Annotated in this window: 20 protein-coding genes; 3 read left to right on the top strand and 17 right to left on the bottom strand. The window is 37.8% G+C overall.

From position 1 onward, the window contains the following. From BMZ95_RS09610 to BMZ95_RS09625, 4 genes are all read right to left on the bottom strand, one after another. On the bottom strand, positions 1-95 hold a 95-nt coding region (locus BMZ95_RS09610; RefSeq protein ID WP_143455006.1), incomplete at its 3' end, for a helix-turn-helix domain-containing protein. Then, the gene (gene tnpA, locus BMZ95_RS09615) at positions 92-526 is read right to left on the bottom strand and encodes an IS200/IS605 family transposase (protein ID WP_074786604.1); all 435 of its coding nucleotides are present in this window, start codon (positions 524-526) and stop codon (positions 92-94) included. The genes BMZ95_RS09610 and tnpA, both read right to left, overlap by 4 nt. A gap of 135 nt (positions 527-661) precedes the next feature. Beyond that, positions 662-853, bottom strand: a complete 192-nt coding sequence (locus BMZ95_RS09620; protein ID WP_046922666.1) for a hypothetical protein — start codon at positions 851-853, stop codon at positions 662-664. Then, entirely contained in the window at positions 850-1,374 is a 525-nt protein-coding gene (locus BMZ95_RS09625; RefSeq protein ID WP_046922667.1) for a cysteine hydrolase family protein, read from the bottom strand. The genes BMZ95_RS09620 and BMZ95_RS09625 overlap by 4 nt, the downstream gene beginning before the upstream one ends. A 104-nt stretch (positions 1,375-1,478) precedes the next feature. On the opposite strand from BMZ95_RS09625, the gene BMZ95_RS09630 reads away from it, so the two are divergent. Continuing rightward, positions 1,479-1,799, top strand: a complete 321-nt coding sequence (locus BMZ95_RS09630; protein ID WP_014074182.1) for a putative heavy metal-binding protein — start codon at positions 1,479-1,481, stop codon at positions 1,797-1,799. 156 nt (positions 1,800-1,955) lie between these two features. Then, positions 1,956-2,108, top strand: a complete 153-nt coding sequence (locus BMZ95_RS09635; protein ID WP_174519785.1) for a hypothetical protein — start codon at positions 1,956-1,958, stop codon at positions 2,106-2,108. 546 nt (positions 2,109-2,654) lie between these two features. Here BMZ95_RS09635 and BMZ95_RS11610 read toward each other — a convergent pair. The 11 genes from BMZ95_RS11610 to BMZ95_RS09695 form a co-directional block, all read right to left on the bottom strand. After that, the gene (locus BMZ95_RS11610) at positions 2,655-3,164 is read right to left on the bottom strand and encodes an IS66 family transposase (RefSeq protein WP_404802672.1); all 510 of its coding nucleotides are present in this window, start codon (positions 3,162-3,164) and stop codon (positions 2,655-2,657) included. A gap of 61 nt (positions 3,165-3,225) precedes the next feature. Then, complete coding sequence (locus tag BMZ95_RS11615) at positions 3,226-3,714, bottom strand: IS66 family transposase (protein WP_143455007.1); 489 nt, start codon at positions 3,712-3,714, stop codon at positions 3,226-3,228. Positions 3,715-3,722: 8 nt separating this feature from the next. Further along, complete coding sequence (locus BMZ95_RS11550; RefSeq protein WP_225357381.1) at positions 3,723-3,986, bottom strand: hypothetical protein; 264 nt, start codon at positions 3,984-3,986, stop codon at positions 3,723-3,725. Between the two features lie 92 nt (positions 3,987-4,078). Beyond that, positions 4,079-4,411, bottom strand: a complete 333-nt coding sequence (gene tnpB / locus BMZ95_RS09660; protein WP_159428735.1) for an IS66 family insertion sequence element accessory protein TnpB — start codon at positions 4,409-4,411, stop codon at positions 4,079-4,081. 1,048 nt (positions 4,412-5,459) lie between these two features. Beyond that, positions 5,460-6,224, bottom strand: a complete 765-nt coding sequence (locus BMZ95_RS09665; RefSeq protein ID WP_046922574.1) for a DUF6339 family protein — start codon at positions 6,222-6,224, stop codon at positions 5,460-5,462. After that, a complete protein-coding gene (locus BMZ95_RS09670) occupies positions 6,217-7,143 on the bottom strand; it encodes a hypothetical protein (protein WP_046922575.1) in 927 nt (308 codons plus the stop codon). Before BMZ95_RS09670 ends, BMZ95_RS09665 begins: the two co-directional genes overlap by 8 nt. Beyond that, positions 7,130-9,070, bottom strand: coding sequence for a hypothetical protein (locus tag BMZ95_RS09675; RefSeq protein WP_046922576.1), 1,941 nt, complete (start codon positions 9,068-9,070; stop codon positions 7,130-7,132). The genes BMZ95_RS09670 and BMZ95_RS09675 overlap by 14 nt, the downstream gene beginning before the upstream one ends. 14 nt (positions 9,071-9,084) lie before the next feature. Next, the gene (locus tag BMZ95_RS09680; RefSeq protein ID WP_046922577.1) at positions 9,085-9,315 is read right to left on the bottom strand and encodes a hypothetical protein; all 231 of its coding nucleotides are present in this window, start codon (positions 9,313-9,315) and stop codon (positions 9,085-9,087) included. A gap of 164 nt (positions 9,316-9,479) precedes the next feature. After that, positions 9,480-9,689 (bottom strand): transposase domain-containing protein, encoded by a 210-nt coding sequence (locus BMZ95_RS11315; protein WP_080927216.1) that lies wholly within the window; start codon positions 9,687-9,689, stop codon positions 9,480-9,482. Positions 9,690-9,796: 107 nt separating this feature from the next. After that, complete coding sequence (locus BMZ95_RS09690) at positions 9,797-11,125, bottom strand: type II restriction enzyme (RefSeq protein WP_046922415.1); 1,329 nt, start codon at positions 11,123-11,125, stop codon at positions 9,797-9,799. Then, positions 11,118-11,957: a DNA adenine methylase gene (locus BMZ95_RS09695; RefSeq protein WP_225354952.1), complete on the bottom strand. Its 840-nt coding sequence runs from the start codon at positions 11,955-11,957 to the stop codon at positions 11,118-11,120. The genes BMZ95_RS09690 and BMZ95_RS09695 overlap by 8 nt, the downstream gene beginning before the upstream one ends. Positions 11,958-12,319: 362 nt before the next feature. Here BMZ95_RS09695 and BMZ95_RS11210 point away from each other — a divergent pair, with 362 nt between their 5' ends. Continuing rightward, positions 12,320-12,469 (top strand): hypothetical protein, encoded by a 150-nt coding sequence (locus BMZ95_RS11210; protein WP_155400501.1) that lies wholly within the window; start codon positions 12,320-12,322, stop codon positions 12,467-12,469. A gap of 456 nt (positions 12,470-12,925) precedes the next feature. Here BMZ95_RS11210 and guaA read toward each other — a convergent pair whose 3' ends face one another. Both guaA and coaA read right to left on the bottom strand, forming a co-directional pair. Then, positions 12,926-14,479 (bottom strand): glutamine-hydrolyzing GMP synthase, encoded by a 1,554-nt coding sequence (guaA, locus tag BMZ95_RS09700; protein WP_022280033.1) that lies wholly within the window; start codon positions 14,477-14,479, stop codon positions 12,926-12,928. A gap of 158 nt (positions 14,480-14,637) precedes the next feature. After that, positions 14,638-15,558 (bottom strand): type I pantothenate kinase, encoded by a 921-nt coding sequence (gene coaA, locus BMZ95_RS09705; protein WP_014074188.1) that lies wholly within the window; start codon positions 15,556-15,558, stop codon positions 14,638-14,640. Positions 15,559-15,914: the final 356 nt, after the last annotated feature.

Consider the following 15,914-nt stretch of genomic DNA (forward strand, 5'->3'; position numbering starts at 1 on the left):
ACAAAACGGTCGTTGCCGAACATTTGCCATAACTTTTCCCGTTGAGATTGATTGGGATACAATCGCAGCTTAATCCCCTTAATGACTTTGGTCATTCCATGTTCACCTCTTTTCGACGCTGATTATCAATATATTTAGCAACAGCCTGTTCATTAACCGTGCCGATGCTTTCAACATAGTAACTCGGCGACCACAAATGACGATTCTGTTTCTTCAAGTAACTGGTTTGCAATTCCGGACATTCTCTGAACAATTGCCATGCTGAAATTCCTTTCAGCCAGCGCATAATATTCGTTACCGACAATTCAGGCGGTGCGCTCACTAATAAGTGAATGTGGTCATCTTTTCCAATCTCCATGTGAGCAATCGTAAATCCGTATTTTGAAGCAATTTCATATAAGGTTCGCTTCACTGTTTCGACGTGTCCTTTCAGCACTTTATTACGATACTTAGTGCCCCAAATGAGATGATAATTAAGATTGTAAACCGATGTTCTACCATACGTAAGTCTGTTTATATCTTTTATATCAATTATTATAACACATACGTTCGTGTGTCATAAGGGCAAAAAAACAGGCAATTCATCACGTCCTTAAAAGAACGTGTTTCCTTGCACGCTTTCAAAAATCCTCCTTCAAATATCATCGCTTGAATTTTATCACTAATCAATTGGCAAAGGAATTATTTTGCTTGCAGCTTCAAATCTGAGGCATTTTCCAATATAAAATCGATTGTCGTCAATGACTCCATTCACGACACCGATCAGCTTTTCGCAATCATACTTGAAGTATGAAGCGTGATTTTTCCCGACCGAAACGTTTTGCATGTCAATTACCAAGAGCGCTTTTTTCAACGTTTCATCCTCTCAATCGTTTCCTCTGACGAAATGCAGTGCGCATACCGCCCTTGCCAAATGAATCCGTTATAATACTCATATGTTTGCTTGCCCGTCATGTATTCGTTATCCGTCGTGGTGTTCGCATGCTTCGGAACTATGATGGAAAAACCATGTTCAAAGCCGCACTTGACGGTCGCATCGATGCAATAATCAGTCATGAGTCCCGCAATCGCAACTTCTTTTACTTGTTTTTCTCGCAAATATTCAAGCAGGCCGCTTTCTTTAAAGCAACTGTTGACGGTTTTGGTGAAGATTTTTTCACTAGGCTGCGGTTTAAAGCCGTCATAAATTTCAAAACCCGCCTTGCCCTTGGTCAATTCTTCTCCTTCGCCATCATCGTGGCGGACGTAAATGACTTCAGTGCCCGACTCTCGTGCTGCACAAATCGGTTTCCCGACTGTATTTTCAAAACGAGCAAAATCATACAAATCATCCGTCATAATCAGCTTTTGAACGTCTATAACTAAAAGTATCACCTAATCACCCCATATAAATTATTCGCCTATTATAGCATATGTTTTGACAATTGCCCGCAAGGTGGGCTATAATACACGAAGAAATCAAAAGAGGGGTGATCATAATGATCGTTACGACTACGACAAGCGTTGAAAACCGAACAATCACTTCGTACGAAGGCATCGTCTTCGGCGAAGTCATTACCGGAATCAACGTTCTCAAAGATATCGGTGCCGGCTTACGCAACGTTTTCGGCGGTCGTTCCAAAGGATACGAAGACGAACTTGTCGAAGCACGCGAAGAAGCCTTGAACGAAATGGCCGATCGTGCCAAAAAACGCGGCTGCGATGCGGTCGTCGGCGTGAAGATGGACTATGAAGTTCTAGGCTCCGACAACGGGATGCTGATGGTTACGTGCAGCGGAACCGCAGTAAAATTGGACTAAAAAATTCATGAAGCGCATTGTTGTCATACGCTTCTTCGTTTATGAAGGCTGCTTTTGAACGGATTTTACGGGCATATTTCAAAAATAGACGTTTTGTCCGTAACCTCGCATTGTCGCGTACCCCTGAAAGTAGACAAAATCCGGGGAAAACGCCTCTTGGACAAGAAACCCTACATGTACGACATCTATCCGACTGAAGAAAAGCGCCGGTTTTTGACGGTTTTACAACTCTATGACGGAATCGGCGAATGGCATGATTTCTCGATTCTTCCGGCAAAATCAGGCACGTTCAAGGTGGGCTGCAATTAAGTATGCAGAGCGTTGCGCAGCGTCTGCTTGAGCAGAGATTCAAGGCAATATTACGGACAAACAGGCATTTTCCAGTGGTTTGTCCGTAAATTTTTGCCCATTATGTTAATGATTTACGGACACAAGCCGCTTTTTGGAGAATTTGTCCGTAAAACCGGGTTAAAAACGGCTTAATTTTTACGGAAAACCAGCTGTTTTTGACCATTTTGTCCGTAATCGCCATTTTTCGAGCAGGCCATTTACGGACAAAGCGTCCATTTTCATTGATGTGTCCGTAAACGGCAGTGATTTTGCCAAATGCAGTGTCTTCTACGTAAGCTGTCGTTAAAACAGTGGTGTGTACACAAATAGCCCGAGATAGTATTATTATCTTAGGTTATTGTGTATGCATCGTTTTTATTTTGCTTATTTATGAGGTAAGATCGATGTTCCATGGGAGAAGATGTCGGAACCTTTCAGGATCAAATACCTCAATGTTGGTAATCTCCGTTAATACTTTTCTCAATTATTTTTCAGGATCAAATTGATTAAGTTTGGCCGTATATATCAGTAAAAGTGCATACCATTAGCCTTTGCAACCTCAAAAGTTAATGAAAACAGCCAATTTTTTCTCCCCATCACGCTCTCTTTGACAGCGCGCTCTGCGCTGTTGTTGGACAATTCAAAATATCCTTTTTCAAAGATGTTCAGAATATGCTTTTCTTGACCCAGGGCGTAGTTTTTGGCTCTTCCCAATGCTGACTTGGCAGATGCGGTAACTGAAGCTATCTTGGAAAATACCCGCTTGACTACAGGAAGGAGTTTTCTTCTTCGATAGTTCAAGCGTTCGTCATCATTGAATTTGGTTGAGAGTTTTCTTTCCAATTCAAAGACTTCATCGATGTCTTTGACTATTTCTCCGCTAAAAGATTTTGAGGCTTTGTAGCTGCTGTTTTTCAAAGAATCGACAAAATAGCGACGAACATGAGCCAGGCACCCCAGGTGTCTGGTCCTGTCGAGAAAATTATATCCGGCATAGCCGTCAGTTTGGACGTAGCCATTAAAATCGCTCAACAATTTCTTGGCCGTCTCGGATGATCTTCCATCACTGTGAGTAAATACGGTAATATTTTTTTCTTCAAATTTTCAGCTTGTAACAACCCAATAATAAGTGTTGGCTTTTTCTGAAGCCAAAATTATAAGGTGTTTCATCCACATGAAGAAATCGCTGCCTTTTCAGCTCTTTCAATAAAAGATCATACAGCGGTGAGAGCTGATTGTTGAAGACGTCGATCAGCCACTTTGACATTTGTTGACGAGTCAACGGCAATCCCCTAAGCTTCCACATTGCCTCCTGGCGATAGCAAGGAACTTTGTAGACGTACTTCATTGCGGCAATATGCGCAACGATCGAAGGGGATCCCGTCTTACTGTGACTGATGAGCGAACGAGGCATCGGAGCTTTTGAAATCTTCAAATGATATTCAAGGCACTTGTATACTACCTGATGATGTTCGATAAGCCTGAGTTTTGCCGGTACAAACTTCACCTCTTCACGAATCTTAGGATTCGCGACCTGAACGAGACGGGCACAACACTTAGGGCAGGAACATTTTTCATTAGGCATCGCATGATTCACAATATCGACCGGAATTTTTGAAGTGTCAATCTTCCGGTTTTTTTGCGAATTTTTTTGGTATACGATTTTACTGAAACCTCTTTGGAATCTTCAGTTTTTTCGCTTTGTTCTTCTTCCAGATCAAACAGGTCTAATCGTCTGTCGTCTTCCGGCAGACGGCACATTTTTTCAAAAAGTTTGCTTGTTAGCAAAGCAATTCGCTCATTCAGTTCAGCGACTTGTTGTTCCAGCTCTTTGATACGCTTATCTTTTTCGTCCATCTCGTTCAACTCCGTTCCATATGCATAAACTGAATCATACAGGAAAACTCATGCCAAATCCATATAAAAATGTAAGGCAGGAGTATCAATATTTAACAAATCAGCCCTTTTTCACAGGGAAGAACGGTTTTCTTTTCCTCTACGGAAAATCCGGCCAAGAGTCTGCGCAATTGATGCGCGTTTATCTTTTTGACCTCGCTCTGATTTCTCGGCCACTGAAAGCGTCTGTTTTCGATACGCTTGTAATACAGCACGAATCCTGTTTTGTCCCAGTAAAGAACCTTGAAACGATCGGAACGTGTACCGCAAAACAGAAAAATCGCATTATCATAGGCGTCCAAACTGAACGCCTCGGTAACAAGAGCAGCCAATCCGTCTATCCCTTTGCGAAGATCGGTCTTACCGCAAACGAGATAGATTTTCATATTATTTATATTTGGAAACATTTTGATCACGATACCAAAGATAGTTGTTCAAATTTTTGAGAATCTCTTTCGAGGCCACGTTGTAAATTCAAATTTCGACATCTTCCGTAATAATTTTCGTAGCCATTTCTCTGACCGATCGATATGTTTCTTTATGTTTTCGGTCAACAAGGTTGACTTCCACAACGTCATCCAATTTCATATTTAAACTTCCGATATACTTGATGTCTAAAGCATACCAGGATATCGGAGGTTTATGAAGAACGCTTATTTAACGACCGCTTACCTAACAAACTAATTGAAAATCACACTTTTAGTTCTAAGAATGGTTTTTAGGTTCCTTCTTCTCACATTGTACGTTTCGTTATGTTGGAATTATGTATTCAACAAATAAATAATTACTTCATCATTTTTTATACACTCATAGAAGACAATGGGCAGTATTAAAATGTAAAAAGACACGACATGACCAACGAGTCTTTAGCATATAGTACTGATAAACAACGGAATGTATTGCGTTCAATTTGTTTTGGAAACAGTCATAATATTCCTTAAAGTCAATATGCACAAGATTTGCAGTAACTTTGATTGCCATTAAAAAATAAGAGACCTAGTGTTCACCGCCAGAGATAATTTCACGATCGTCAAAAAAATAAATAGCCTTTTTTGAGTTTCAGGAGACAATCAATAAGTTTAAAATAATGTGAATTGTCACAACATCCCTTTTAAGAAACAGGGAAAACTTCCTGTTTTTGTTATGTCCCGGCGTTGAAAAGAAACACTTTATGACAATAATCAATATTGAAAACTATCGACAAAGAAAGTAAATCCTTCATGAATTATCTCAAAATTAAGAAATGACGCAAATACAGGAAATTTGAACGTGTCATACGAAGATACACATGATATGGAGATTATTCGACCACTATTAAAAAAACGTCCCTTGTCAAGATGAAAAAATCCTTGAATGATTGATTCATAACTTAATGATTATTAAAATAAGTAATATAAAATTTCACATCAGTATTGATGATAATAATTACTACCTTTAAGAGTCTTTCTCTATCATTTTTTTATATTTTTCATATACATATTCTTCTATATCATTTTCTTCCATAACATCTAACAACATTACACTCCCAAGTTTTGATATTTCTTTTGCTAACTCGGTAAAATATTCCGATCGCTCTTTTATTCTAAATTCATTTAAGATTCTTTTTTCAGCCTTCAATGCTCCTAAAACAATCTTCTTCTCACTTGAAAATGAACGCCAAGATAAATTTCTGAACCTTTCTGGCTTTTCTATAACAAAACGAGTGTATTCATATGGATCATCTAAAGTTTCATCCTTCGTTAATGCAACCCTAAAATAGCATCTGGAAAGAACCCCAAAAAATAAACCTCTTCGTACTCCTTGCGTAAAAAGCCAATGATCTTTAAATATAGATTTGCTTTTTTCAATAGGCATATATTTTAAAGCGACTTGGTATCCTTTGTCAAAATTCACCCATCCCCAAAATCTTTCATCTGTCAGTACATACATCGGAAGATTTTTAAATGTATCATAGATCAAGATAGAATTTTCTAAATCGGTGCTCCTATCTTTCTCATCCTTTGGCATTTTCAATTCAAAATCATCAATTTCATACTTTTTTGTAACAAAAGTATTATCTTCTATCATTTCTGTTAACCAGTCTGATAACCAGTCTGAACTTGTAGGGTTTTCCCTCAGTTTGTCAGTTACAAAGGGAATGTTACTTCTTAATGTTTCAATAACATCATCTTTCATAAATTTTATATGAATTTTACTCATATTCTTCCACACTTTCTTCCATCGTTCCTGATATCATTTCACCGAAAGATTTTATTCCTTTACAAGATGAATGATTCAAAAGAATCTGTGCAATTTTAAATGGTTGCTCCTTTTTCAAAATATCTAGATCAAACTCTTTGCCAGTTACATGCTTATAAGCTTTTTGAACAGAGTCCATCCACGTATAATTTTCAATTAGGTCATCTAAAGATTCAAAGTCGCTTTTTCTTATTTCTGATAAACATGATGTCAATGCTGGAACTGCTAACATTGCAAATGAAATATTATTGTAGTCATTCATTCTCTTCATCTTACAATATTGTTCATAATAAGGCCTTGGCAATCGTATAACAATTTTTCTTGATTCACAATCAACTGCTACTATTTCATCATCTCTTTCATCCCTTACAACTGTAAATATCGAGCTTACTTTATTATCTTCCGTAGGATCAACGTTTACTCTAAAACTACCTCCATCATCAACCGCTAATATGTCAAATTTATCTAAATCAAACTTATAGTTCCTATAAATATCATTAAATTCTCTATTGCTATACTTTCTTATATCACAATTTGCGTACAAATAAGCAGAGGCACTTACTGTACCATTTAAATCACATGCTTCAATTTTTAAATCTTTGGGCTCCAAACCCAATGGAAAACTCTTTCTATAGGCAGAAGATGAACATTCCAACACAAATGCCGCTTTTATTTTTCCCTTTTGATACAGGTCATTAAGTTCTCTGTTTTTTAAAATAAAATGCAGACCTTTGAATTGTATAAACCCATTTTCCACTATAACTTGTCCTTCAGACGTTGTTTCAAATTCAAAATAAAACTTTGAACAATCCAAATAATTCGTTAAATCAGTATTTGCATTTAACACCGGATATGGAAAAATACGATTACCTATACGCATTCATTATTACCTCACTTGAGAACATTTCATCACTATTTACAGTATATGAAATTGTGTATTTTTTCCCTTTTTCAATACTTATTCCAACAATCTTTCCATCCTTAACCTTTGCATCTTTTCCGTTCACACTCGCTTCGACTATATCTATCGGAAATTTATCTAAACCTTCTCCGCATAATTTGATAGAAAAATCACAATTTTTCTCTGTTATCTCGGAATTAAAAATACAATCATATTTTCCTGCATATTTATCATTAATAATATTTATGTATTTCAATCCGCTTAATGGAATCTTTTTTAAAATAGATCCGTCGCCTTTTTTGAAATTCTTCTCATCTTCATCACCTGGCTCTGGCTTAGGCTCCGGATTTGGCATTGGTTTCTTTTTCCCTTCATGTTGTTCTCTCCCTTTTAACTCTCCGTTCAAATCTTCATTTCCTTTACCAAAGTCGTATCCCTGCCCATTTTCTCCGCTCTTTTTTGTTTTGGGGTTCTGTACAATGTATTTATTAAAAATACTCGTAGTCACTTGAGCATTAGTAAAGCCTGTTCCTCCTGTATTACCTTCATTATCATGATCTGGTAAAAATTGACCAGCTCCCTCCAAATCTGTTTCTTCACCAGATGATTTAACTAATAATTCGTTAATATTATCTTTCAAAAATTTTTCTAATTTATTCTTTAACCGACGTACTTTCTTTTTATCATCTGGATAATCATTCAAACGATTAATTTCCCAATCAGTATGTTGCGGATTCTCTATTGATCTTAAACTTTTGTTTAAATAATTATCCTCTATAATGCATAAGGCCGAATAAGGGATAAAAGTCCCTGTTGTCAAATGATTAATTTTCATATAAGGATAACGTATCATAACACACTGCTTAGTTGCTGAAGATTCATTTTGAGTATCATATTTTTTTACTCTTAGAGTTCCAAATTTAGATCCTTCAATTTCAATAGGAATCTCTTCAATTGAATCATCGTCCTGCATCAATTCGTATAAGGCTTGAACTTTTTTTGTTTCTGATTTGGTAAGTTTTTTTGTAAAATCATCATCATAAACTATCTTTTCTATATTGATTTTATTAAGTTTATATTTATCATTTACATTTACCTCTAGTTTATTTCTTAATATTGCTACCATAAAGCTTTCTAAAACCTTATATACTATACTCTCCTCCCATCCTTTATTATCTTTGAACCCTATAATGTACACATCTGTTCCAAATGATCCTTCTTCTCTCATAAAAGATTCATCTATCGATAATTGTTCTGGTATTGGGTAATTTTTTTCATTTTTTCCATAATATCCCATACCGACAGTCATTAAATCTTTATCTTTTTGCAGATCAATTGGAACTGACCTCAGTTTACTTATCCCGATAAAAACATCTGATTTATCATTTGCTTTAGTCGAATAAAAAACTGTGTTTGTTGTGCTAACCACAAAAGATGCAAATTTACCAATTCCTTTTGAACCACCACTAGCACCAATTTTGTCGCTAACGCCAGAACCTTTTGTTAAATTATAAAATGGAGTTCCTTTATCATTATTAATACCACCTGTTATTCCTGTAGTATGGAAGTCGCTAATCCTCAAACATTTAATCTTCTCTTTCTTGATTTCACGAAACAAACTCTTGAGAGCTTTCCCCTCTTTTGGAGAATCTTTTTTGTAATCATAACATTTTTCTATTTGTTCCGATAAATCCTCAATACCTGGTATTTTTTCCCTTGGTACTTCAAACAAAGAAAATTCTACTTTAACCGGATAGTTTCCTTTATCCCATGCATCTATGGAATTTTGGCATATTTCTCTAGCTAAGGATGCCACTGGATCTTTTTTAAACATTTCCATATCACTGGTATCTAATCCATTTTCAGCCATATAATGGTTATCTGGAAATCTCCACTTACTTTCCATAATTTACTCTCTCCTTATAATCTAAATTTCTTCTTTTTCTTTTTTTCCTTATCCTTAAATTTTTCTTTTTGAATATTTAATTCATGTTGTATTGAATCAAATATTAACTCTATCTGCTCCGTAGTGTACTCATAATATGAACTATTAGAAAGATTTCCAAGAGACTCAATACTTGAAATAATTTTATTTGTTCTTGATTCAGCTATTCTTTTAAAATTATTCTTCTTTTCTTGTAGAGTAGCCATTCAAATTCCTCCTTTAAAATATTTCTAACATATTACAAAATATAAGTCAATTATTTTGTGTTTTTTTAGTAAGAGGTTGTCAAAACAACGGTGTGTACACAAATAGCCCGAGATAGTATTATTATCTCAGGTTATTGTGTATGCATCGTTTTTATTTTGCTTATTTATGAGGTAAGATCGATGTTCCATGGGAGAAGATGGCGGAACCTTTCAGGATCAAATACCTCAATGTTGGTAATCTCCGTTAATACTTTTCTCAAGTATTTTTCAGGATCAAATTGATTAAGTTTGGCCGTATATATCAGCGACAACGCAACGGCATTAGCCCTTGCGCCTTCAAAAGTTGACGAAAACAGCCAGTTTTTTCTCCCCATCACGCCCTCTTTGACAACGCGTTCTGTGGACTACATCGAATTTGTTTTTAGAAATACTTAAATAACAATAGTTACAAACGCTATATATCTAAAGAGATGGAGATGACTCAATCTTCGACCAAATTGAAAATCCACTCAAGCCACGAAATGACTGTTCTACTCCTTCTTTCTATAGTACTTTCACTATCACATACATTCATATCTTTCATTTTTTTCATAACAATCTTACCATCAGGCAAACATCCTTTTTTACGGATTTCTTCATATAATTGATGGAATATCTTATGTTTAAAAATCTGTTCAACTAGCATTAATTGCTTGTCCCGATATTTTGATTTGCCTATCTTTAAACCCAAATCTGTCAGTTTTACATACCCCTTTTGTGATCTATCAAAAATTTCTAAGTATTCTCCGGCAGCCGGGTAATATGCAGCTTGCCTTGTAACTACTTCCAAAAATTCAGCAACTTCACTCGTAGTCATAGTATTATCCGGTATAGATACAAGATGTTCAAGTAACGATATTATCCTATCAAATTTATCCGCTTGAACAAAAGGAGTAGTAGCTCCCTTACCTTTATCATCATCAATGATCGGATTAGTGCTTTCCAAAATATTATTAATGTCACTTTCTGATATGCTTTGATCCTCGAAAGTATAAACACCTTTATTTAGTAACTCTATGGAAGACAGAGAATTAATATCTGTGAAAATATATTCATAAAGATAGTATGTCGAATTAGTATATTGCGAGAAAATCAATCTAACTTTTTTATCAACCATTTTCTCATATTTTCTATATGGAAAATATAATTGCCTAATGTTGAAATCTTCGTTAATAATATTCTTAGCTTCCATGATACTAACGGATTTCGGAGATTCAAATCCACCATCTATTTCTAATTGTGCACAATTTACCGATATTTCTTGTTGCATATTATTTCCATACTTATTTTTCAAATCAAGATCTACATTAAATGAAAAATTACCACTTCCCATCCTACCATTAAAAGTTTCTGTAAATAAATTTTCATCTTCCTCAAGAAATCGAGCCAATCCTTTACTAGCTATTAAAGCGTTAATAGCATTTGATTCACTGGTTATATTCTCAACACGCAACGTTTCGTAGTCAGGCATTTCTATAAACTTGGGCTTAATTTTAGACATATCAGGAAATTTTTTATACAACTTAAATCTACCTATTGCATATGAATGACGTGATGTAGGCAAAATGTTTAGATGAAGCTTTCTAAGTGGTGCCGCAACCGACTCAGAAGTATCAAATTTTGTCATTAAACGTGGCTCTCTAAATTTCTTAATATCCTTGGAACTTATTTCAAATACTCCACCATTTCTAGTTTTTTCTTCAATAGGATAATTACATAATATTTCCTCCCACGCTTTATCATTATTAGAAGCCTTACCTTTTTCACCCACTTATAAGCACCTCTTTAACAGCACCTCGTCTGTCTCCACGTGAATTTATGGAGCGTTTTGCTGAAACCGTCTCTATTTTGAACCCATCGTACAAATCACGAATTTCAGGGCAATCACTATTGGATTCCAAAAAAAATATTCCTGCCTCACGAAGTTTTACACATTCATCTCTTAATCTAACTTGTTCATCGTATCCAAATCCACCTTGAGTATAACCTGTAAATGAAGACGTTTCATTTATAGGCATATACGGTGGATCAAGGTATACAATCGCATCTTTAGGTAAGCCAATTAATGCATCTGCAAAATCACCACACATAATTTCTATTTTCGATTCATTGAGATAATTACTTAATGCACGAATACCTATCTCGTTAACTATATTAGGGTGCTTATACCTTCCATACGGTACATTTAACTGTCCTGCAGAATTAACCCTGAACATTCCATTGAAACAGGTCTTATTTAGATATATTATACGTGCTGCCCTATCTACATCATTCATATTTTTGAACTCCGGCTCCCTGTCACGAGATCGAACTTCATAATACCATTCACTGCCTTGCTCCTCATTCTTTTTTTCATGTATCTTAAGAACTGAGAGAAGTTTATCGGGGTTATCCTTAATGACTTTATATACATTGATCAATTCATCATTAAAATCATTGATACGTGCCAATTGTGGCTGTCTATTAAGCAATATAGCCCCGCCACCAACAAAAGGTTCCACATATAACCCACCTTTTGGCAATCTCTTCTCTATTTCATCGACAAGTTGTCTTTTTCCGCCAACCCATTTAAGAACTGGCTTCAGTAATTTATTTTTCCTCAAACTGTCATACCTCCTACCAGTTCGATATACAATAGCTATACTTAAGCAACGAATATAGTATAGCGTTACAAACATACGTTTCACTATCATTCATAAAAAAAGCCCCACTTATGGATAGTGAGGCCTCAAAAAGCCAAATATAGGGATACTGGCTTCTAAACTATTACTGCATAGCAACCAACCACAAGATATGGAAACATCACCTAAACAGGAATATTTAATAAGGTTACTTAAATTTTATCATTAAATAAATAACTATTCAATACTTGAATAGTATTTTTACATAATTTTAAAGAGGATTCCAGAAAAACAAGAGAAAGCTTTATTGAACAAACAAGCAAATACATTTTTGGCGGCAAAGAATGGATGTCCGTACGTCATCTAGCCAATTTGGAACTTGGAAAAACTGGATAAGCATCGAAAAATTTATCATTCTTGCAAATGCGCTTCAGCAAGAACTGGTTTCTCTTTTCAAAGAATTTATTGGCACATACAGAAATGAGAACGGCTAGTCTTTATTTACATAATGAACATCGCCTTGATTTCAAATAGGCAACGAAGAAATGAACTGAATAAATAAAGAGGTTTGAAAAAATATTCTTCAAATTGAAAAACCGGATGATTTGCAATCAATTGCAAATCTAATCCGGGTTTTTACGTATGCATGACAATCGCCTGATATGGTGGAAATAGCCGAAAAGAGTCTATCGGCGAATTTGAATGAGAGATTGACACGCTGATTTAGCGAGCACTGCATTTGGCAAAATCTCTGCCGGTTACGGACACATCAATGAAAATGGACACTTTGTCCGCAAATTTGAATTAGATCTTGGTGCATTATTTGAACAACACTGCATCTAGTAAAAAATAGCAGTTTTATATATCAAAAATAAAAAATGCCGAACAAAATCAGTCGCAACTCGACCTCATTTGTTCGACATTTAATTTTTTAGTCTCTTAGTTTCAAATTATTCCCATTCAATCGTTGCCGGCGGCTTGGACGTGATGTCATAAACTACACGGTTAACGTGAGCGACCTCATTTACGATTCGAACCGAGATTTCCTGGAGAACATCCCAAGGAATTTGTGCAAAGTCTGCAGTCATGCCATCAATGGACGTTACGGCACGAATACCGATCGTATAGTCATACGTGCGGCCGTCGCCCATGACGCCGACGGAGCGAATCCCCGGCAAAACGGTGAAGTATTGCCAGATTTCCTTGTCAAGACCATGTTGTGCGATGACTTCGCGCAGGATGGCATCGGAATCGCGCACGATTTCGAGCTTGTCTTCCGTAATTTCGCCAATGACGCGGATACCAAGGCCTGGTCCAGGGAATGGCTGACGCCAGACGAGTTCATGCGGAATGCCGAGCTTTTCGCCGAGTTCGCGCGTTTCGTCCTTGAAGAGCGTGCGCAACGGTTCGATCAGCTTGAAGTGCATGTCTTCCGGAAGTCCGCCAACGTTGTGGTGCGACTTGATCGTCTTGGCCGTGTCCGTGCCTGATTCGATGACGTCCGTGTAAAGCGTGCCTTGAGCAAGGAAGTCGACGTCCTTTAACTTCAAGGCTTCTTCGTTGAAGACTTCGATGAATTCGGCACCGATGATCTTGCGCTTCTTTTCAGGATCGGATACGCCTTCGAGCTTGCCCAGGAAACGCTTGGCAGCATCAACTTTGATGATGTTGACGCCAAGGCCCTTGCCCAAAGCATCCATCACTTGTTGTGCTTCGTTCTTTCTCAAAAGACCGTGATCAACGAAGATGCATGTCAGCTGATCGCCGATTGCCTTGTTGAGCAATGCGGCCGTAACGCTTGAGTCAACGCCGCCTGAAAGGCCGAGGATGACCTTCTTGTCGCCGACTTCTTCCTTGATTTTTTCAACCTGCATTTTAATGAAATCATCCATCGTCCAGTTGCTTTTCGCACCGCAGGCATCAAAGGCAAAGTGACGCAAAATATCATTGCCGTATGTCGTGTTGCGAACTTCAGGGTGGAATTGCAGACCGAAGAGCTTGCGATCGTAGTCAGCAATCGATGCAATCGGACAATTTTGACTCTTGGCCACGACTTCGAAGCCTTCAGGAGCTTTAGTCACGAGATCGCCATGACTCATCCATACGCTTTGATCTTGCGGCAATCCGTGGAACAACACTGCATTTTCATCGTTAACATGAATATCAGCCTTGCCGTATTCCTTATTTTCTGCACTTTCGACCTTGCCGCCGAGTTCGTTTGACATCAGCTGCATTCCGTAGCAGATGCCCAACACCGGGATTCCCAAATTGAAAATTTCAGGGTCTACCTTAAATGCGTCTTCATCGTACACGCTGTTCGGACCACCGGACAAAATGATGCCCTTCGGATCCATCTCCTTGATTTGTGCAGCCGTCAGCTTGTGTGACAGAAGTTCTGAATAGATGCCGAATTCACGGATGCGGCGCGTAATCAATTGGTTATACTGGCTGCCAAAATCCAACACGATGATTTTGTCAAAAGCCTGCATATCAACATTAGCCAAGATGTTCACCTCATTAATTTTATAGTTGTCTCACTTACTTCATTGTACCGATTGAATTTGCGATGGTCAATTCTTTTACGTACATTTTAGTCAATTATAACCTAAATGCACGTTTTTTGAGTGCATTTTCCAATAGATACAAAAATTTTAATCGGAAATCAGTACTTTCTCAGGCGCAATTCTTCAATCAAATGATTGGCGCTCTTCACGATGATCAGGTCAGCGCGATTTCTCGTCGGTAAGATGTACTCGTGCAGGTTCGGGTGGTTGACGTCCTCCCAAACCTTTGACGCCATTTTAAATGCAGCGGTGCGATCGCCGATTGCGTATGGATAATAGTAATTCGTCGGATCTTTGAACGCAGTATCGAGCAGCATCCCGAAACGTTCAAGATACCAACGCTTGATGTACTCTTCCCTGGCATCGACGTAAAGCGAAAAATCGAAAAAGTCGCTTACGAAAATCGGTTCATGGCTTGGAAGCTGCAGCACGTTGATTCCTTCGACAATCAAAATATCAGGCTGATCGATCACGTCGAACTCGTCAGGAATGATGTCATAAACCTTGTGCGAATAAACGGGCGCTTTGGCAACGATGCCGTTTTTCACGTCGTTGACGAATTTGATCAGACGCGGCATGTCATAGCTTTCAGGAAAGCCTTTCCTGCTCATGATGCCCTTTTTTTTCAGGACAGCATTCGGGAAGATGAAACCGTCAGTCGTAATCAACTGAACCTTTTTGTCCGGATAGACCTCGGACAAAAGCGATTTGAGCAAACGCGCCGTCGTGCTCTTGCCAACGGCAACCGAGCCCGCAATCCCTAAAATAAACGGCACCTTGTGCGGTTTGATGCCAAGAAAGCTCGCCTGATCGTCCTGGAGCCGCTGATGATTTTTCATGAACATCTGCAAAAGATGCACCATCGGCATGTAAACCTCAGAAACGTCCTCCATTGAGATGCGGTCATTAAGCGACTTGATGCGATCAAGCTCTTCATTCGTCAGAGGAACGATGTGGTCCTTGTAAAAGTTGCGCCACTCCGCTCGATCGATGCGATAGTAGTTAATTTGATTTTCCATATTCCGTGTCCTTTTCCTTTTTGAATACATTGTTCATTTTATCACAATTAAGGAATAAGGTGGAAGTTTTGGACACTCTCTATTTAAGATTGGCGAAGTAATTTCCATGAAAAATGCAGTGCTTTAGGCAGCAAACATCTTGTTCAGCTTGTGACTCAACTTGAAAATCCGGGGCTGAATGCTGCGCTTGCGGGCAAATCCCAAAAATCAGCGTTTTACCCGTAACCAAGATTTGCATTTTACGGGCAAATCCCAGGAATCAGCATTTTGCCCGTAACCGAGAACTGGGTTTTACGGGCAAATCTCAAAAAGCGGCATTTTGCCCGTAATCAAGAACTGGGTTTTACGGGCAAATC

Origin of the sequence: Ligilactobacillus ruminis DSM 20403 = NBRC 102161 (assembly GCF_900113455.1) — a bacterium.
Classification (GTDB): Bacteria; Bacillota; Bacilli; order Lactobacillales; family Lactobacillaceae; genus Ligilactobacillus; species Ligilactobacillus ruminis.